Consider the following 19,282-nt stretch of genomic DNA (forward strand, 5'->3'; position numbering starts at 1 on the left):
CTACAATCCTGGTCGGAGGCGCCTCGCGTTCGTCGGATGAACGCAGCCGACATCCGATCAAGCGGGCGTTACGTTCTCTGCTGGCTGCAACAGGCGTTGCGTGCCCGCGACAATCCGGTAATCGACGCGGCGATCCGTCTCGGCAACGATCTCGGCCTGCCGGTCCTCGTCTACCACGGACTGCGAGACGATTACCCCTACGCGTCCGATCGCCTTCACCGCTTCATTCTGGGTGCGAGCCGCGATCTGGCGCGAGACTGCCGGCAGCGCGGCCTTGCCTGCGTCCAGCATGTCGACCGCGCCGACGCACGCGAGAAGGGTCTGGTCTATCGTCTGGCCGCCGACAGCGCCGCGGTGTTCGTCGAGGACCAGCCGACCTTCGTCGCGCGCTGGCAGTCGGACCGTGTCGCCGCCCGCACCGAAGTCGCGATGTTCGCGGTCAATGCCGCATGTCTGGTACCCCCCGCGCTGCTCGGCGACGGCATCGGCTCGACCACCGCGTTTCGACGCCGGCACGAAGCGGTGAGAGCGGATTGGGTGGCGATCGCCGATCTTCAAGCGGGCATTGCGGCGTATGATGGCCCCCTGCCCTTCACATCGGATCGACTTGAGTCATGCAGCGACGCCGACCTGGACCGGCTGGTCGAGAATGCGGCGATCGATCATTCGCTTGCGCTCAGTCCGGACTTCCCGGCCGGCCGCGACGGCGCCTTGACGAAGCTCGAACGGCTGATGGACACGGTGCTGCCGACCTATGCGACGACCCGCAACGATGCGACCAAGCCGGTCGGTGCGAGCATGCTCTCGCCCTATCTGCATTTCGGCGTGATCGGCCCGCGCGAGGTCATGGCCACCGTCGAAGCCGCCGATGCGCCTGTCGCCGCCAAGAGCAAGTTCGCCGACGAACTGCTGACATGGCGCGAGTGGTTCCACTACCAGGCTCGCGCGCTTCCCTCGCCCGAACGCTACGACCGCGTCTCGGAATGGGCCCGCGAAACGCTGGCCGCTCACGCTTCTGACCCGCGTCCGGAAGTGGAAACGCTCGCCGACCTGCTCAACGGAACCACCCGCGACGAGACCTGGAACGCCTGCCAGCGCCAGTTCCTGGTCGATGGCTGGATGCACAATAATCTGCGCATGTACTGGGCCAAGCGGATCATCGCCCTGACGCCCGATCCCGAGACCGCGTGGGCGACCGCCTGTTACCTGAACGACCGGCTCAGTCTCGACGGGCGCGATCCGTCGACCTACGGCAATATCGCGGCGTCGTTCGGCGCAGGGTCGCCTGGCCGCGACGGGCCGCCGATCTACGGCAAGGTGCCGGCGCGGTCGGATGGCTCGACCCGGCACCGCGACGGTGGCCCGGAGTGGCTTCGCGCCGCCGCAACGCGTACCGCGCCCGAACCTACGCTGCCGTCGGGCCTGCCGTCCGCACTTTACCTTACGGGCGAACTGCCCATCTAACCCGAGCGCGCGTCGTCGCCCGCTAACGACGCTCGACCCATTCACCTGCAAGCATGGCGCGCCCGTCAGGCGCAGCGCCGTACACCGGAATTGACCATGACATCGACTGCGCAAGACCGCCCGGAATCTCGTACGACGGGCTATGTCCTGACCAGCAGCGTGACGTTCGCGATGGCCGCCGCTGCCGGCGTCGCGGTCGCCAACATCTATTACAACCAGCCGATGCTGGGCGTGATCGAGAAGGACCTGCCGGGCAAGCTGTCCACGCTGATCCCCACCGCCACACAGCTCGGCTATGCCGCAGGCCTGTTCTTCCTCGTGCCGCTCGGCGACCTGATCGAGCGCAAGCGCCTGATCGTGATCCAGTTCGCCGTCCTGGCTGCCGCGCTGGTCGCCGCCGCGATCGCGCCCACCGCGGGGCTCGTCGTGGCCGCGTCGCTGCTGGTCGGCATCGCCTCCACGGTCGCACAGCAGATCGTCCCGCTGGCCGCCAACCTCGCCGCGCCGGACCGACGGGGGGCGACCGTCGGCACGGTCATGTCAGGCCTCTTGTGCGGCATATTGCTCAGCCGGACACTTGCCGGCTTCGTCGCCACGCATGCCGGCTGGCGCGAGATGTTCTGGCTGGGCGTGCCGATGGCGCTCGCCGTCGGCCTCTGGATGGCGATCAAGCTACCCCGCAGCCAGCCAGCCGCCACACTGTCCTATGGCGGTCTTCTCCGCTCGCTCGTCGGGCTATGGCGCGAGTTCGACGCATTGCGGCTGGCGACCGTCACCCAGTCGCTGATCTTCGCCGCGTTCACCGCGTTCTGGACGATCCTCGCGCTCAGGCTTCAGGAGCCGCGCTATGCGATGGGCGCCGATGTCGCGGGGCTGTTCGGTATCGTCGGCGCAGTCGGCATCTTCGCCGCGCCGATCGCCGGACGGTACGCGGATCGAAAGGGCCCGCACATGGTGATCGCGCTTGGTGCCGCGCTCACGCTGGTATCGTGGATCCTGTTCGGCGTGTGGACGTCGATCGCGGGCATGGTCGTCGGTGTCATCGTGCTCGATTTCGCCGTCCAGAGCGCGCTCGTCTCCAACCAGCACATCGTCTACGCGCTGCGCCCCGAAGCGCGGGCGCGGCTCAACACGATCTTCATGGGCGGGATGTTCCTGGGCGGCGCGGTCGGGTCCGCCGCCGCGACGCAGGCCTGGGCCGCGGCGGGCTGGTTCGGCGTGGCTATGCTCGGCATCGTGCTGACCGCGCTGGCGACGCTGATCCAGACGGTCAGCCTGGTTCGGCGCAAGCGGGCGATCTGACCGACCGCCCGACCCGCTTACAGTCCGATAGAGTAGAGTGCGTGGTGCGCCAGGATGAACAGCGTACGACGATCGGCGCCACCGATGACGAGTTGCAGCGGACGTTCCGGGACGTCGATACGACGTAACAGCGAGCCGTCCGGCCGATAGACGAACACCTGTCCATTGGCGACGTACAGGTTGCCGGCCGCGTCGCGCGTTGCGCTCTCGCCGCCGCGCGGTGCGACGACCTTTAGGTCCGTCACCCGGCCATTGTCGCCGACCAGACCGCTATACGTGCGGTTCTCCGATCCGTTGGTCAGCACTACCCGCTCGCCGGGGGGCGCCGTGACGAACCCGTAAGAGTCGAGCGTATCGGACCAGCGCCAACCCTGATGATCGTCCGGCCCCTGATTCCACACGCGGAACGCCGGCAGCACCAGCGAACCGTCGGGCGAGACATATTCCTGCGCCTTCGCCTCGCCCATCTTGCCGGTGAAGAAATCGGCGAGCGGTGGATATTGGTACGTCGTAGGATCGATCCGGTCGGCGAACTCGCCGTTCGCCCAGACGTTGACGGGCAACACCGTCGCCGCACCGCGTCTCGCCTTGGCCGGGGTCGGTGCGATGACTCGAACGTCAGCCGGCTTGGTCGGATCGATGCTGTAGACGGTCCCGTCTCGCCCGGCCGACGACAGCACCAGCAGATCGCCGGACTTGGCGACCGCGAGGTTCACCGCGTCGAGCGGCGCTTCCGCGACGATCGACAGGCCTTCGGTCTTCGACCAGCCATGGATCCGCTGGAAGCGGCGATCGATGAAGTACAGCTTGCCCTGCGCATCGACCGCGCCACCGGCGATCGAATAGAAACCGTCGGCCAGCTTCTCGACGCCGGGCGTTGCCGGTATCGGGGTTTGGACCGCCGTTGCAGGTGCGGCCGGCACGTCGAGCTTGGCGAATTCGAGTTCGCGCACTTCCTGCCCGCGTGTCATGTCCTTGATCGTGTTCTCGAACGGGAACTTGCTTGCGCGCAGATATGTGCCGCAGCCCTTCGCATCGCAGCTCGCAAACCCGCTTTCGGCGTTCACATGGACATTGCGGAAACGGATGTCGCCGGAGTTGTAGAGCTTTACCGCCGCGTCCATCGGCTTGATCGACCGTGTGACGCGGTAGCTGTGGTAATTGGCGAACAAGATGTTGCGCGAATTGCGGATCTCGGTGGAAATCGCATCGACGCCGTCGCGCACCTCTTGCTCGGTCTGTGGCGCGAGGAATTCCCAGTTCTCGACGTTGTCGAGGACGATCTCGGCGCGATAATGGTGCTCGGCCGACAGTTCGTAGACGTGACCGGGGGTCTTGGTGTTCGAGACGTGGAAGCCCGCCGATGCCAGCGTGTTCGGCGACCAGATCGCCGCAAACGTACCGCCGCCGCCGTCGGTCACCCAGATGCTCGGATGCTGACCATCGAAGCGCGCGCGCGGATCGCCGAATCCGATCGGGCTGCCCTTGGTCAGCACGGTGCCGCCCCCGCCCTGGATCTTGACGTCATTGATCATAGACGCCTCGCCCGCCTTCCACAGAAGCGCGGTCGCGCGCGGGTTCACGCCCCCGGTCCACAGCCCCAAGCCGGAGACGATCGCGTTGCCGCCCTTCGCACTCTCCAGCAGCGCCTTCGGACCGCCGACACCCATGTACGCGGGCGTCTCGTCGGGGAGATAGAGATGCGTGAGGCTCGGATGCAGCGAGATCAGCACGCTGTCGGGCCGTAGCTTCAGCGTGTCGGTGACGCGGTAGCGACCGACCGGGAGATACAGCACGCGGTGAGTGTCGATTGCGCGCTGCAGGGCTGCGGTATCGTCGGTGGTATCGTCACCTTTGACGCCCAAATCACGCACGTTCGCCCATTCGCGCACGGCCGGCATGGCCCGGATCGCAGGCGCGCGTCGAGCGGGCAGTCGAGACAGCGGCGCGATCGACACGTCGGTCGCATATTCGCCGATCGTACCGAGGCCCGCCAGCTTCAGACCGTAAGAAAAGTCGGCGACCCGGTAGGTCGGCCCCGCCGCCGCGACGGTCTTTCCGCTGTCACGGAAACGCGCAAAGGTCGGCGTGTTGCTCGCGACCGCATTGTCGAATCCGATCTGCGTGAAGACGCTGTTCTCCGCCGAAACGACGATACCTGCCTGCGACACGTTCTCGAACCGGACGTCCTTGCCCCAGAACGAATCCGAATAGCCGCGGTCGATCTCGATCCCGATCGGCGTATCGCGGATCGCGACGTTGACCAGAGTCAGGTCGACCTCATGCTCGCGGATCGCCGCGTCGCGCTGCCCCTGGAACTCCGAGTCGAGCAGCGTGAACTGCCACGCGGGCGAGGTCTTCTCCGACATGATGCCGTAGCGGCCGCCGAAGAAGCGCAGATTCTCGAACTCGTTGCCCGCCTGATAGACGCCGGCGAGACCCGAGCCGATGTGGAAGTCGATGTGCCGCAGATAGCCGTGCTGCGCGACGCGGAAGCGCACCGCGACCGCACCGGCATTGCCATCGCCGATCCGGAAATCGACATTGGACAGCGTGGAATAGAAAGTGCTCGAGGTCGCGTCGAAGATCGCCGGATCGAACGGCACGCTAGTGCGCGGCGGGACGGGTGCCTTGCCGACGCGGTACTGGTCCTCGCCGGTGAAGCTGACCATCGCCGCCACGCCGGACCCGAAGCCCGCGCTGTTGTCGGCAAGGACGATCTCGGGGCGGGTCGCGCCGACGCCGAAGACACGGACGGCGGAGCGGATGAAGATCGTGCGCGTGATCCGGTAGCGTCCCGACGGCAGGAACACGACGCCGCCATGACCGCCAGCCGCCGCCGCGTCGATCGCCTGCTGGATTGCCGCGCTGTCGTCCACGCGGCCGTCGCCGACGCCCTTGACGGTGATCGCGCGCGGATCATCGGGCTGGCTGAGATAGACCGAGACCGACTTGGTTGGCGCCGCCGTCTTTGCAGCCACGGTCTTTGCAACGGACGGGCTGGCGACAAGAAGCGCCGTTCCGCAGAGCAGCCATTTCGCAACCATCGTCCGTCTCCCGTTATCAGGACAGCAGTCCTACCGTTCGTGGAGGCCCGCTTCATCTGCGACGAAGGTCGTATTCGGAGCCCCTAATCCTCCCCCGTAAGGGGGAGGTGGCTGGCACTTGCCAGACGGAGGGGGAGGTAAGGGTAACCTCTGTTCCGCGTCCGCCCCCTCCGTCGCCTATGGCGCCACCTCCCCCTGGCGGGGGAGGATAAAGCGGATGTCAGATCGCCAGCGTCTGCGCGACGATCGCAGCCTGCGTCCGGTTGCGGACGTTCAGCTTGCGCATCAGGGCGGTCATGTGGACCTTCACGGTAGCCTCGGCGATGCCGAGATCGAACGCGATCTGCTTGTTGAGCAAACCCGAATGCACGCCGCGAAGGACCCTGATCTGCGTCGGCGTCAGGCGCGGCGACGCGGCGCACGTCGCGGCAGTGGTCGCGGCCGAAGGTTGGTGCGTATCGTATCCAGGCCGTTCCATGGTCATCCCTCCCTGTGCGCCGGCCGAAGTCGTAGCGGCCGATGGGTGGCCGAGACGCGGTGGCTGTCGCTGTTGATCCAGTGATCCGTTACGCGGATTCGGTTGGACAGGTTTTGACTATGGGCCGTGCGATCGGACGCAATCAAGCCTTTTTTGTTGTCAGATCGCAAAGACCTGTCGTACAGATATGCCATCATATCGGCAGGCGAAGGCGCCGTCGATCAACGGGAGGGGCGTGATGTCACGAGCACTGGACGATCGCGCGCGACTGCGATCTGTACGCCGATGATCAGCCCCGACATGCGACTCGTGATCGCTGCACTCACGGGTATATTGCTTGCCGTCCTGATGATCGTTCGCGGTCGACTCCACCCCTTTATCGGCCTGTTGTGCGGCGCGTTCACCGTCGGCCTGCTCGCCGGCCTTCCCCTCCCCGACGTCGCCAAGGCGGTGCAGAAGGGGGTAGGCGACATCATCGGCGGCACGGGGCTGGTCGTCGCACTCGGCCTGTCGCTCGGCGCGATGCTGCATCTGTCGGGCGCGGCGGCGTCGCTTGCAAAGGGCGCGTTGCAGCTGACCGGCAAGCAAGCGGCACCATGGGCGACGCTGGGCATCGCGATCATCGTCGGGCTTCCGCTGTTCTTCGAGACCGGCCTCGTCCTGTTGCTGCCGATCGTCGTCGCAGCCGCCGAGGAGATGACCGGCAAGGACGGTGCGGAACGCGATGCAGCTAAGTTGAGGCTGATCATGCCGGCGCTGGCAGGGCTCGGCGTGGTCCATGCACTCGTCCCGCCTCACCCCGGCCCCCTGCTCGCGGTCGAGGCATTGGGCGCCAACCTTGGCAAGACGATGCTGTACGGCATCGCGATCGCCATTCCGACGGCGATCATCTCCGGGCCGCTGCTCGCGAAGTTCACCACGCGCGGCGTGCGGCTGGAAGCGCCGGTATTGCACGATCCGGGGCTCGGCATCGCCCCGCCGCCGCGGCTGTGGTCGCTGTTGATCGTGCTCCTGCCGGTGCTGATGATCGCGACCGGCGAGCTGGGCCAAATGATCCCGGGTATGAAAGGAACCGCATGGCTCGTCGCCGCGAGCAACCCTGTCGTCGCGTTGCTGCTGACAAACCTCATCGCGCTCCCGCTGCTGTTCGGCCGGCGGCTTCGTGAGGCTGCGATCCAGAATGCGGTGTGGCACGAGACGATGGGCGCGGCGGGCGCGATCCTGCTGGCGATCGGCGCGGGCGGCGCATTGAAGCAGGTGCTGGTGACCGCAGGCCTGTCCGACCTGCTCGCGCGCACCGTACTGATGTATTCGATCTCGCCGCTGTTGCTCGGCTGGCTGGTCGCGGTCGGCATCCGCCTCGCGGCTGGCTCCGCGACGGTCGCGACGATCACTGCGGTCGGCATTATGCCAGGCGTCGTCGCAAGCTCGGGCGTGTCCCCCGAACTCGTCGTGCTCGCGATCGGCGCGGGCTCGGTGTTCTTCAGTCACGTCAACGATCCCGGCTTCTGGCTCGTCAAGAGCTATGTCGGCACCAGCACCGCGGACACGTTCCGCACCTGGTCGATGCTGGAGACGTCGATCTCGGTAGTCGGCCTCGCGTTCGTCCTGGCGCTCAGCCATGTCGTCTGAGACTCCGAGCGACCCGCCGCCGATCGTTCCGGACAAGCCCGCCGCAAGCGGCTTAAGGCTGGCGGATCGCGCCTATACCGCGATCGTCCAGATCATCCTCGACGAGCATCTCGCGGTCGGCGACCGGCTTCCGGCCGAGGACAAGCTGGCGACGATGTTCGGCATGTCCCGCACGATCGTCCGCGAGGCGCTGGCGAGGCTCGCGTCCGACGGCATCACACAGGCGCGGCGCGGTGCGGGATCCTACGTCAAGCGGCGCCCGTCGGAGCGGCTCGGGTCGCACATGCCGATGGCCGACATCGCGGCGACGCTCGGCACCTACGAAGTGCGCTTCGTACTGGAAGCGGAGGCGGCGCGGCTCGCGGCACAACGCCGGTCGCACCACCAGATGGACGCGATCGAACACGCGTTGGAGGCATTGCGCACCGCGTTGCTGTCGAACGCGCCGGCGCATGACGAGGACTGGGTGCTGCACCGCGCGATCGCCGAGGCGACCGCCAACGCCGCGTTCCTGCCGGTCTTCGATCACCTCCAGGATGCGGTGATGCGGATCCTCCGCGCCGGGGTCGACATCTCGCGGTCGCGTGCGCCGGAAGTGATCAAGGCGATGATGGACGAGCACGACGCGATCGTCGAAGCCATCCGCGCGCAGGATGCGGACGGCGCGGCGCTGGCGATGCGCTGGCATCTCTCGCAAGGCCGCAAGCGCCTGATGCCCTGACGCATCAGGCTTCGGCTCACGCGCCGCGCCTGCGACCATGGTCGTAGATGATACCGCGCTCAGTATATCGTAGAGAACGACAAGAATGACACGTGGCCAAGCCGGACCACGGCACGCGCTACGTGCGACAAGGGGATGGACGGATGAACAAGGTTACGCGCAGTCGACGGTCAGTCGGATCTTTCAATGTTAACGCAACCAGCATGATCGTGCTGGCCACCGCGTTGCTCTGCGCCCCTGCCGCAGCCCAGACAATTGCCCCGCCGTCCGACCTGCCCGCTTCGACTCAATCGGCCGATCCGGCAGCGCCGCCTCAGACGCTGACCCCGCAGACCGCTGCAGAAGAGCAGGCCGCGCCGGACAAGGACATCGTCGTCACAGGGTCGCGCATCGTCTCGAGCGGCTACAACGCACCGACGCCGACAACCGTGATCGGCGAGGACCAGATCCTCAAGAACGCACAGCCCAATATCTTCAACGCGGTCGCGCAGCTGCCGTCGCTGCAGGGTTCGACCGGCGCCTCCACCGGCACGTTCAGCACGTCCAGCGGTACGCAAGGACTGAGCTCCTTCTCACTCCGCGGCCTCGGCCCGATCCGTACGCTGACCCTTCTCGACGGCCAGCGCGTCGTCGGCGCCAACGTCTCCGGCGTACCCGACATCAGCATGTTCCCGCAGTTGCTGGTCAAGCGCGTCGACGTCGTCACCGGCGGCGCATCCGCCTCCTACGGCTCGGACGCGGTGGGCGGCGTGGTCAACTTCATCACCGACACGCGCTTCAAGGGCTTCAAGGCGAACGTCCAGGGCGGCATCACCAATTACGGCGACGACAAGCAAGGCCTGGTCCAGGCCGCGTTCGGCACCGCGCTGTTCGGCGACAAGCTGCACCTGATCGTCAGCGGCGAATATGACGACGAGGACGGCGTCGGCCCGGGCGATTTCGGCACCGACCTCGCCAAGGGTCGCGACTGGTACCGAGCCACTACGCTCGTCAACACCGGACAAACGAACAACGGCCTGCCGCAGTTCAACTACCGCGACTATGCCCAGCCTTATCAATATGCGCGCTTCGGCCTGATCAACAACGGCCCGTTACAGGGCATCGCGTTCGACCAGAACGGCGCGCCGTATAATTTCAACTATGGCTCGAACGGTCGTCCGACCGGCACCGGCGGCGTCACAAACTGCTTCCCCGCCAACAGCTTCTGCGTCGGCGGCGACCTGTCGGGCGCGCCGGGCTCGGGCGCATCGCTCAAATCCTCGCTTGAACGGCTCAACGGCTTCGGGCGGATCGGCTTCGACTTTGCCGAGAACAACGAGGCCTATGTCACCGTCAACGTCGCGCAGGTGAAGACCAGCAACCAGCCGAGCCCGGGGTACAACCGCCCTAACCTGACCGTGCAGTGCGCCAACCCCTTCCTGCCGCAGCTGGTGCGGGATCGTTGTGCGACGGCGATAAATCCCGCTACCGGGACTCCAGGGATCACGCAGTTCAACTTCGGTACCAGCAACGGCAACTTCCCCGATCCGCTGGTCCAGACGGACCGGCGCCAATACCGTTTCGTCGGCGGTCTCAAGGGCAAATTCGAGATCGGCAGCACGCCCTGGACCTACGATGCGTATTACGAGCACGGCATCACAAAGGCGGCGATCGACGTCGACAATACCGTGTTGCAGCCCCGCTATGTCGCGGCGACCAACGCGATCACGCTGAACGGCGCGATTGTCTGCGCCGATCCTGCCGCACGCGCCGCCGGGTGCCAGCCTATCAACATCTTCGGCGGTGCGGTGCCGTCGGCATCGGCGCTTGCCTACGTCACGCCTGCCAATGGGCCGCTCCAGCGCACCAAGCTGACGCAGGACGTCGCCAGCCTCAACTTCTCCGGCGAGCCGCTCAACCTGTGGGCCGGGCCGTTGGCGGTTGCCTTCGGTGGCGAGTATCGTCGCGAATTCTACCGCGTCCACGGCGATCCCTATGGTGCGGGCGTAACCGCACTCAGCCCCAACAGCACCGCCTATCCCGCCGATCCGCTGTTGAATTCCGCGCTGGGCAGTAACTGGGCAGCCGGCAACTACAAGAACGGCCGCGGCAAGTACGAGGTGTATGAGGGGTTCCTCGAACTCAACTTGCCCTTGTTCAACAGCGAAGCCATCGGTCGTGCCAACCTGAACGGCGCCGGTCGCGTGACGCACTACTCAACGTCGGGCACGGTCTGGGCGTGGAAGGCCGGCGGCACTTGGGATACGCCGTTGGACGGTATCCGGTTGCGCGCCGTCACGTCGCGCGACGTCCGCGCGCCGAACCTGTCCGAACTGTTTGCCGCACCGACCGTCACTACGCTGCCGAACTTTACCAATCCCTTTTCCGGTAGCGGCGTGCAGGCGTTCCAGAACACCGTCGGCAACCCTGCTCTGAAGCCGGAAATCGCGCGCAATACCGAGGTCGGTATCGTCCTGTCGAACCCGTCATGGGCACCGGGTCTCGGTCTGTCGTTCGACTATTACAAGATCAAGCTAGACGGCGTCGTCTCGACACTGTCGCCAGACCAGATCGTCCGCTTCTGCTTCGAGGGCAATCAGGCGTTCTGCGGCGGCTTCGTGCTGAACAGCCCGACCCAGGGCGGCAATTTCATCAACGTCCAGCCGTTCAATCTGGCATCGTGGAAGACCAGCGGGTTCGACATCGAGGCGAGCTATCAGTGGAAGAAGCCACTCGGCATTCCTGGCAACTTCACGCTCCGCGTGCTGGGTACGCATGTGAAGGAGTTCCTCGTCGACGCCGGGATCGCCGGCGTTGACGTCGTCGACCAGGCCGGAGCCAACAACGGCGCGACGCCGGACTGGAAGTGGCTGGCGACGCAGAGCTACGACAACGACGTCTTCAGCCTCAACCTGCAGGAGCGCTGGTTCTCGGACGGCGTGTTCGGCAATCAATATGTCGTCTGCACCACCGCTTGCCCGGTCTCGACCGCCAACCACCCGACCATCGACTATAACAAGATGAAGGGTGCCTTCTACATTGACCTCGGCGGTTCGGTGAACCTGACCAAGCAGGTCAGTATGTTCTTCAAGGTCGACAATCTGTTCGATCACGACCCAGAGCCCGCGCCGCAGACCAACACCGGCCTCGACGTGAACCCGGCACTGTACGACACGCTTGGCCGCTTCTACCGCCTGGGCGTCCGCGCCCGGTTCTGATCGACCTGTCCCCGGTAGCGGTTGCTATCGGGGAGCGTCCCAAGACCGTGCCAACGTGACCGATGGGCAAACGACCCGTGTCGAACGAAGACGGATCAGCCCTCGCTTTGCCAACCCGCACGGAGCGGCAGGCGCAGGACGCGGTCGTTCGCGGTCATGAACAACGCCCGCCCCCGTTCCCCGAACGCGCAGTTGGCGATCGGCGCGCCGGTCGTCACCAGCGCGAGCGGCTCCGCATCGGGCGTCATGAACATCATCCCGCCGGGCAGCGAACACACCAGCGTTCCGTCCCGCGCGACCTTCATGCCGTCGGGCAACCCCGCCCCGCCCCGCGCCTTCATCGCCGTGGCATCAAGCAGCACCCGGGCATTGCGCACGCCCTTCGTATCGAGGTCGTAGACCATGATCCGTGGCGCGGTTTCGTCCGACACCGAAACGTAGAGCCGCGTTTCGTCCGGGGACAGCGCGATGCCGTTCGGTCGCGTCAGGCCTCCCTCCAGCAGTTCGATCACGCCACCGGGGCGTAGCCGATAGACGCCGTTCACCGACATTTCCTTCAGCGGCGACGTATCGCCTTCGGTCATGCCGTAGGGCGGATCGGTGAAGTAGATCGTTCCATCGCGCGCGACATGCATGTCGTTCGGGCTGTTGAACCGCTTTCCCTGATACCGGTCGACCACCACCTCGCGCCGTCGCGTGACCAAATCCACGCGATCGATCGAGCGCCCACCACTGTTCGCGATCAACAACCGGCCCGTACGGTCGAGCGCAAGTCCGTTCGCGCCCGGTTCGCGGATGAGCTTCGGATCGGTGCCTCCTGCCCCCGACGGAGCGAGGAACGGCACGGCCGGTCCACCCTTGCGCCAGCGACGGACGATATTGGCAGGAGGATCGGAGAACAGCAGATACTGCCCAGCCTCCACCCATACTGGCCCTTCCGCCCAGCGAATGCCGGTCGCGATCGTCTCGACTTGCGTGCCGGGCGCGACCATCCGGTCGAACGCGGGCGACAGACGCTGGATACGGGGCTCGGCGACGTGGCCAGCACCAAAAGCAGGCGCGGCGACCATCGCCACCGCCCCGCAAAGAATGTCGCGACGTCCCGGCTGGAACGCTTCCTTCGCGGAACGCTCAAGGCCGAGCTGCTTCATAGTCGATAGGCTTGTTTGACGAGGTCGTAGGCAAGCGCACGGGCGACCTCGTGCGCTTCATCCTCTTCGAGCCGGTGTTCGGCGACGAGTTTCGCCAGGAACGCGCAGTCCATCCGGCGCGCGACGTCGTGGCGCGCGGGGATCGACAGGAAGGCGCGCGTGTCGTCGTTGAAGCCGACCGTGTTGTAGAAGCCGGCGGTCTCGGTCGCGCGTTCGCGGAACCGGCGCATGCCTTCTGGACTATCGTGGAACCACCAGGGCGGGCCGAGCCGCAGCGACGGGTAATGGCCGGCGAGCGGGGCGAGTTCGCGCGAATAGGTGTCCTCGTCGAGCGTGAAGAGGATCAGCGTCAGCGCCGGGTTGTTGCCGAACCGGTCGAGCAGGGGTTTCAGCGCGCGGACGAACTCGCCGGGCAGCGGAATATCGCCACCCTTGTCGCGGCCGAAGCGTGCCAGCACCGAGGCGTTGTGGCTGCGCGAGACGGCGGGATGGAGTTGCATCACCATGCCGTCCTCGACTGACATCGCCGCCATCTCGGTCAGCATCTGCGCGCGGAAGAGTTCAGCGTCGGCGGCGGTCGGTTGGGCCATGATCCGGGCGTAAAGCGCTTCCGCTTCGGCGGGTGTCAGGTCTGCGGTCGCGGCAGAGGGATGGCCGTGATCGGTCGAGGTGGCGCCGGCATCGCGGAAGCGGGCGCGATGGAAGCGGTGTGCCGCAAGATAGCCCGCATAGCTGCCGACGTCTTCGTTCGCGGTCTCGCCGAAGCGGCGGACGTTGGCGGCGAAGCCCGGCGTCTCGGGATCGACGACGGGGTCGGGGCGATAGGCGGTCACTACGCGGCCGTTCCAGTCGCTCGCGCGGATCGCGGCGTGGTGGTCGAGCGGGTCAAGCGGGCTTTCGGTGGTCGCGATCAGTTCGATGCCGAACCGGTCGAACAGCGCGCGGGGGCGGAATTCGGGCGTCTTCAGCGCGGCGCCGATCGTGTCGTAATACAGGTCGGCGGTCGCGGGTTCGAGGCGGACGTCGATCCCGAAAGCCTCGGCGAACACCCAGTCGAGCCACATCCGCGAGGGGGTGCCGCGGAACAGGTGGTAGTTCTCCGCGAAGATGCGCCAGATCTTTCGCGGATCGCTCTCGGTCGGGCTGCCATCGACGGTCGGCACGCCGAGCGCGGCGAGCGACACGCCCTGGCTGTAGAGCATCCGGAACACATAATGATCGGGGACGATCAGCAGCGAGGCAGGATCGCTGAACGCCTCGTTCCGCGCGAACCATGCGGGATCGGTATGGCCGTGCGGGCTGACGATCGGCAGGTCCTTGACCCCCGCGTGCAGCGCGCGGGCGATGTCGCGGGTGCGGCCTTCGCTGGGAAACAGGCGGTCGGGGTGGAGACGTAGCGGATGGGTCATGCGAGGCGTTCCGGATCGACGGGGGTATAATGCGGGACGAGCAGGTGGATAACCAGCAACGCGACGAGATAGGCGCAGCCGGCGACGGCGAAGATCGGACCATAGCTGCCGACGCCGGCAAGGATAGTGCCGGCGAACTTGGCCATCAGCATGCCGCCGCACGCCCCCGCCAGCCCGCCGAGACCGATCACCGATCCGCCCATGCCGCGCGGGAACAGGTCGCCGGGGATCGCGTACACGTTGGCGGAGAAGCCCTGGTGACACGCGCAGGCCAAGCCGATCGCCGCGACCGCCCACCATAGCCCCGGCGCCTGCGCGGCGAAGATGATCGGCAGCGCGAACAGTGCGCAGGCGAACAACGCCGTCTTTCGCGCACGGTTGGGGGTCGCCCCTTTCGCCAGCAACCGCGACGAGAACCAGCCGCCCGCGACCGATCCGACATCGGCCAGCACGTAGACGGCGACCAGCGGCGGGCCGAAATCGAGCATCTTCACGCCGTATTGCCGGTTGAAGAAGTCGGGTAGCCAGAACAGGAAGGTCCACCACACCGGATCGATCAGGAACCGACCGAGCATATACGCCCAGGTCTGCCGCAAACGGAGCAGCGTGCGCCAGCGGACCGGCTTGGCAGCGGGTACGGGATCGGCCTCGATCCACGCCAGTTCCTCGGGCGTGACGCGCGGATGCTTGCGCGGCGATCGGTAGAAGGCGAGCCAGGCGACCAGCCAGATCACGGTCAGCGCGCCGGTCGCGACGAACGCCATCCGCCAGCCGAACGTCACCGCGATCACCGGCACGATCAACGGCGTGAGGATCGCCCCGACGTTCGAGCCCGCGTTGAAGATACCGATCGCCAGCGCCCGCTCGCGTTGCGGAAACCATTCGTTCGCCGCGGCGAGTGCCGCGGGGAACGCCCCGGCCTCGCCGATCGCGAGCGGGATGCGCGCGAAGATCATCATGCCCGCGCTGGTGAACAGTGCGTGCGCCACGTGACCGATCGTCCACAGCGTCACCGCAACCGCATAGCCGATCTTCGCGCCGACCCGGTCGACGAACCGCCCGAACAGCACATAGGCGATGCCGTACGCAGCCTGGAATGCGATCGCGAGATCGGCATAGCCCTGCTCGGTCCAGTTGTAGCGCGCCTGGAGTTCGGGTTTCAGCACCGGCAGCACGAGCCGGTCGATGTAGCTGAGCGCGACCGCGGCAAAGAGCAGCGCACAGACGATCCACCGCACTTTGCCGCGCGGTTTCTCGATCGTGGCGGCGGCGGTCACCAGTTGCACAGCGTGCCATCCTCAAGACGCGCGACCGGGAGATAAGCGCGCTTATACTCGTAGGTCGCCGCGAGATCCTCGTCGATGTCGACGCCGAGGCCCGGCGCATCACCTGGATGCATCATGCCGTCGTCGACGCTGTACGCGTGCGGGAAGACCGCATCGGTCTCGTCGGTGTGCGGCATATGCTCCTGCACGCCGAAATTGGGCACCGACAGCCCAAAATGCAGCGCCGCCGCCATCGCCACCGGCGACAGGTCGGTCGCGCCATGGCAGCCGGTCCGCACCTGATACAGATCGGCGAGCGACGCGATCCGGCGCAGATGCGTGATGCCGCCGGCATGGACGACGGTCGCGCGGATATAATCGATCAGCTGGTTCTGGATCAGGTCCTTCGCGTCCCAGATCGAATTGAACACCTCGCCCACCGCGATCGGCGTCGTCGTGTGGTGGCGGATCAGCTTGAACGCCTCCTGGTTCTCGGCGGGCGTCGGATCCTCGATCCAGAAGAGGTTATACGGCTCGAGCGCCTTGCCGAGCCGCCCCGCCTCGATCGGCGTCAGCCTGTGGTGGATGTCATGGAGCAGGTGCACATCCCAGCCCATCGCCTCGCGCGCCGCCTTGAACAGTTCGGGGACGACGCGGAGGTATTTCTCGGTGGACCACACGCTCTCGCTCGGCAGGTCGGCATCGGCGGGTTCGTAGCGCGCGCCGTGCTTGGCGACGCCGTAGGTCGAGGCGAGCCCCGGTACGCCGCATTGCAGCCGGATCGCCTTGTAGCCCTTCGCCTGCTCCGCCTTCGCGACCGCGATCGTGTCCTCGATCGTGGTGCCGTTGGCGTGCGCATAGACCATGCACGCATCGCGCGCCGCGCCGCCGAGCAACTGGTACACGGGCATGCCCGCAAGCTTGCCCTTGATGTCCCACAATGCCGTATCGACCGCGGCGATCGCCGCCATCGTCACCGGGCCGCGGCGCCAGTAGGCGCCCTTGTAGAGATACTGCCAGATGTCCTCGATCCGGTGCGCGTCGCGGCCGATCAGGCACGGTACGACGTGATCGGTCAGGTAGCTTGCGACGCTCAACTCGCGACCGTTGAGCGTGGCGTCACCGAGTCCGGCGGTACCGTCGTCGCACTCGATCTTCAGCGTGACGAAGTTGCGGCCTGGACAGGTGACGATGACGCGGGCGGAAACGATCTTGGGCATCGCGGGTCCTTCAGGCGATTTCGAGGATGGCGGATTTGAGCTGTGCCGAACTCGGCCCGGCCATGATCGTGAACAGCCCGGGCTCGACGACCTCGCGCATGTCGACGTCCCACAGCGCGAACGCGTCGGGGCCGAGCGTGAAGCGCAACGTCCGTCGCTCGCCGGGCGCGAGCGTCACGCGTTCGAAGCCCTTCAGCTCCATCACCGGTCGGGCGACCGACGACACTTGGTCGCGGACATATAGCTGCACGACCTCGTCGCCGGCGCGTTGGCCGATATTGGCGACGTCGACCTCGACACCGACGCTGCCGGCGATGCCGATCTTCGCTGCCGACAGCCGCGGTGCGCTGACCTCGAAGCGGGTGTAGCTGAGGCCGTGCCCGAACGGGAACAACGGCGCCGTCTCCGCGAACAAATAGCCACGCTGGGTCGAGGGCTTGCGGTTGTAATAGAACGGCACCTGGCCGACTTCGCGCACCACGGTCACGGGCAGCTTTGCGCCCGGATTGATCCGCCCGAACAGCGCCTCGGCCATCGCGGTGCCGCCCTCCTGCCCCGGATACCAGCATTCCAGCACCGCGTTCGCCTTCGCGATCACGCCCGGCCAGCTCGGTGGACGCCCGTTGATCGCGGCGATCACGATCGGCTTGCCGAGCGCGTGCAGCGCGTCGAACAGCGCATTCTGCTCGCCGATCAGGTCGAGGGTGGTGCGGTCGCCGAGGTGGTTCGCCGAGAACCCTTCGCGGCTGGTCTGTTCGGTATCGCCGATCGCGAGGATGATCGTGCCGGCACCGCGCGCCACCTCGACCGCTTCGGCGATCAGCGCGCGGTTCTTGGCGGGATCGGCGAGCAGCACTGCGTCCTGCGACCGGTCCTCGCTCTGCGTGATGAACACACCCTGCGCATGGACGATCGTCGCCGCGCCGCCGACCAGTGCACGCACGCCGTCGAGCAGCGACACCGCCTGCCGCGGCGGCGCGGAATAGCCGCCGAGCCGCGCGATTGCCGCATTCGGCCCGATCACCGCGATCTTGCCCTTCGGCGCGAGCGGCAGAGTGCCGTCGTTGGTCAGCAGGCACATCGATTTGCGGGCAGCTTCCAGCGCGACGCCGCGCGCTTCCGCGTTACCGGTCAGACGAGCGGCGGCGCGGGGATCGACCGACGACTCCTCGAACAAGCCGGCGTGGAACTTCAATGCCAGCATGCGCGCGCAGGCGGCGTCGACCTGCGCGATCGGCACCGTCCCCGCGCGTACCTGCGCGGGAAGCGTGCGGTAGGCCAGACCGTCCGGGAGCGCGCTGTCGACGCCGGCCGCCAGCGCGAGTTTCGCCGCCCCGTTCAGGTCCCGCGCGACGTCGTGGATCGTGTCGAGCTCCTCGATCGCGCCGTAATCGCTCACGATCGCACCCGAAAACCCCCATTCGCCGCGCAGCACCTTGCCGAGCAGCCAGTGGTTCGCATGGCTCGGCACACCGTCGATCTCGTTGTACGACGGCATCACCGCGCCGATCCCGGTGCGCGTCACGACGCTACGGAACGGCGGGAAAAAGCTCTCGCGCAGTTCGCGCTCGCCGATCGGTGCCGGGCCGATATTGTTGCCCGCCTGGGGCTGGCCGTGCCCGGTCATGTGCTTCAGCGTCGCGAAGACCTTGCCCGGCGCCAGCGTCGTGCTGTCGCCCTGCAGGCCCTCGACCGCGGCGACGCCCATCTCGCCGCACAGATACGGATCCTCGCCGAACGTCTCCTCGATCCGGCCCCAGCGCGGGTCGCGCGCTATGTCGACGACCGGCGACAGCGAGAGGTGGCTGCCGTGTGCGCGCACTTCGCGGCCGATGATCGCCTGTCCACGGCGCATCAGGTCACGGTCGAAGCTGCCTGCCATGCCGATCGCCTGCGGGAACATCGTCGCGTCGGGCGCCATGTAGCCGTGCAGCGATTCCTCGTGGAAGATCACCGGGATGCCAAGCCGCGTGCCCCGCGCCCAGCGCTGGACCGCGTTGACGAACGCAATCGTCGAGGCTGTCCCGCGCCACGCAGCGCCGGTGCCGCCCGCCGTCACCGCGACCGACGGCCCGCCACGCTTGTCGGACGGCCGCGTGACCTGCCCGAACCCCGCCGGATACGCGGCGGTCGCGCGCGCCGGATCGAAATCGAGCCCACCCGGCATCATCACGTCAGCCTTGGTCGCCCACAAGGAAATGGTCTGGCCAACTTTCTCCTCCAGCGTCATCCGCGCCATCAGGTCGCGGACCCGAAGATCGACCGGCGCGCGGGGATCGCGGTAGGTGGGTGACGCGGTAGCGGCGTACGCAACGCCGGGAATGAGCCCTGTAATGGAGACCGACCCGAGCAGGCCGAAAAGGTCACGCCGGGTCGGCATCAAGGTCGGGGCACTC

The 19,282-nt window shown here is 66.7% G+C and carries 12 protein-coding genes; 5 read left to right on the top strand and 7 right to left on the bottom strand.

What is annotated here, in order from left to right; genetic code table 11:
* Positions 1–36: 36 nt before the first annotated feature.
* Both C8J39_RS14100 and C8J39_RS14105 read left to right on the top strand, forming a co-directional pair.
* Positions 37–1,464, top strand: a complete 1,428-nt coding sequence (locus C8J39_RS14100) for a deoxyribodipyrimidine photo-lyase (RefSeq protein ID WP_243650119.1) — start codon at positions 37–39, stop codon at positions 1,462–1,464.
* Positions 1,465–1,560: 96 nt separating this feature from the next.
* Positions 1,561–2,766 carry an MFS transporter gene (locus C8J39_RS14105; RefSeq protein ID WP_120301043.1) on the top strand — a complete coding sequence of 402 codons (1,206 nt, stop codon included), beginning with the start codon at positions 1,561–1,563 and terminating at the stop codon, positions 2,764–2,766.
* 17 nt (positions 2,767–2,783) lie between these two features.
* Here the strand turns inward: C8J39_RS14105 and C8J39_RS14110 are convergent, their stop codons facing one another.
* Positions 2,784–5,813, bottom strand: a complete 3,030-nt coding sequence (locus tag C8J39_RS14110) for a glycosyl hydrolase family 28-related protein (RefSeq protein WP_120301044.1) — start codon at positions 5,811–5,813, stop codon at positions 2,784–2,786.
* A gap of 220 nt (positions 5,814–6,033) precedes the next feature.
* Positions 6,034–6,291: a helix-turn-helix transcriptional regulator gene (locus C8J39_RS14115; protein ID WP_243650120.1), complete on the bottom strand. Its 258-nt coding sequence runs from the start codon at positions 6,289–6,291 to the stop codon at positions 6,034–6,036.
* Positions 6,292–6,576: 285 nt separating this feature from the next.
* Between C8J39_RS14115 and C8J39_RS14120 the strand changes: the two genes are divergently transcribed.
* The 3 genes from C8J39_RS14120 to C8J39_RS14130 all read left to right on the top strand — a co-directional run bounded on the left by C8J39_RS14120 (position 6,577) and on the right by C8J39_RS14130 (position 11,841).
* The gene (locus C8J39_RS14120) at positions 6,577–7,923 is read left to right on the top strand and encodes a GntP family permease (RefSeq protein WP_120301045.1); all 1,347 of its coding nucleotides are present in this window, start codon (positions 6,577–6,579) and stop codon (positions 7,921–7,923) included.
* Positions 7,913–8,644 carry a FadR/GntR family transcriptional regulator gene (locus C8J39_RS14125; protein WP_120301046.1) on the top strand — a complete coding sequence of 244 codons (732 nt, stop codon included), beginning with the start codon at positions 7,913–7,915 and terminating at the stop codon, positions 8,642–8,644. The genes C8J39_RS14120 and C8J39_RS14125 overlap by 11 nt, the downstream gene beginning before the upstream one ends.
* Positions 8,645–8,847: 203 nt before the next feature.
* Positions 8,848–11,841, top strand: coding sequence for a TonB-dependent siderophore receptor (locus C8J39_RS14130; RefSeq protein ID WP_120301047.1), 2,994 nt, complete (start codon positions 8,848–8,850; stop codon positions 11,839–11,841).
* Between the two features lie 95 nt (positions 11,842–11,936).
* Here the strand turns inward: C8J39_RS14130 and C8J39_RS14135 are convergent, their stop codons facing one another.
* Genes C8J39_RS14135 through C8J39_RS14155 form a run of 5 tightly spaced genes read right to left on the bottom strand, consistent with a single transcriptional unit; the run spans position 11,937 to position 19,266 of the window.
* Positions 11,937–12,992: an SMP-30/gluconolactonase/LRE family protein gene (locus C8J39_RS14135; RefSeq protein WP_120301048.1), complete on the bottom strand. Its 1,056-nt coding sequence runs from the start codon at positions 12,990–12,992 to the stop codon at positions 11,937–11,939.
* A complete protein-coding gene (uxaC, locus tag C8J39_RS14140) occupies positions 12,989–14,401 on the bottom strand; it encodes a glucuronate isomerase (protein WP_120301049.1) in 1,413 nt (470 codons plus the stop codon). The genes C8J39_RS14135 and uxaC overlap by 4 nt, the downstream gene beginning before the upstream one ends.
* Positions 14,398–15,687, bottom strand: a complete 1,290-nt coding sequence (locus C8J39_RS14145; protein WP_404969343.1) for an MFS transporter — start codon at positions 15,685–15,687, stop codon at positions 14,398–14,400. Before C8J39_RS14145 ends, uxaC begins: the two co-directional genes overlap by 4 nt.
* The gene (gene manD / locus C8J39_RS14150; protein ID WP_120301050.1) at positions 15,675–16,886 is read right to left on the bottom strand and encodes a D-mannonate dehydratase ManD; all 1,212 of its coding nucleotides are present in this window, start codon (positions 16,884–16,886) and stop codon (positions 15,675–15,677) included. Before manD ends, C8J39_RS14145 begins: the two co-directional genes overlap by 13 nt.
* A 10-nt stretch (positions 16,887–16,896) precedes the next feature.
* Positions 16,897–19,266 carry a glycoside hydrolase family 3 N-terminal domain-containing protein gene (locus C8J39_RS14155; RefSeq protein ID WP_120301227.1) on the bottom strand — a complete coding sequence of 790 codons (2,370 nt, stop codon included), beginning with the start codon at positions 19,264–19,266 and terminating at the stop codon, positions 16,897–16,899.
* Positions 19,267–19,282: the final 16 nt, after the last annotated feature.

This window comes from Sphingomonas sp. PP-CC-1A-547 (assembly GCF_003610375.1).
Taxonomy (GTDB): domain Bacteria; phylum Pseudomonadota; class Alphaproteobacteria; order Sphingomonadales; family Sphingomonadaceae; genus Sphingomonas.

Bases quoted from the DNA above. Each gene is read 5' to 3' on its own strand.
- uxaC (WP_120301049.1), bottom strand. From the start codon at position 14,401: ATGACCCATCCGCTACGTCTCCACCCCGACCGCCTGTTTCCCAGCGAA.
- C8J39_RS14130 (WP_120301047.1), top strand. From the start codon at position 8,848: ATGATCGTGCTGGCCACCGCGTTGCTCTGCGCCCCTGCCGCAGCCCAG.
- C8J39_RS14125 (WP_120301046.1), top strand. From the start codon at position 7,913: ATGTCGTCTGAGACTCCGAGCGACCCGCCGCCGATCGTTCCGGACAAG.
- C8J39_RS14155 (WP_120301227.1), bottom strand. From the start codon at position 19,266: ATGCCGACCCGGCGTGACCTTTTCGGCCTGCTCGGGTCGGTCTCCATT.
- manD (WP_120301050.1), bottom strand. From the start codon at position 16,886: ATGCCCAAGATCGTTTCCGCCCGCGTCATCGTCACCTGTCCAGGCCGC.
- C8J39_RS14100 (WP_243650119.1), top strand. From the start codon at position 37: ATGAACGCAGCCGACATCCGATCAAGCGGGCGTTACGTTCTCTGCTGG.
- C8J39_RS14135 (WP_120301048.1), bottom strand. From the start codon at position 12,992: ATGAAGCAGCTCGGCCTTGAGCGTTCCGCGAAGGAAGCGTTCCAGCCG.
- C8J39_RS14120 (WP_120301045.1), top strand. From the start codon at position 6,577: ATGATCAGCCCCGACATGCGACTCGTGATCGCTGCACTCACGGGTATA.
- C8J39_RS14115 (WP_243650120.1), bottom strand. From the start codon at position 6,291: ATGGAACGGCCTGGATACGATACGCACCAACCTTCGGCCGCGACCACT.
- C8J39_RS14105 (WP_120301043.1), top strand. From the start codon at position 1,561: ATGACATCGACTGCGCAAGACCGCCCGGAATCTCGTACGACGGGCTAT.
- C8J39_RS14110 (WP_120301044.1), bottom strand. From the start codon at position 5,813: ATGGTTGCGAAATGGCTGCTCTGCGGAACGGCGCTTCTTGTCGCCAGC.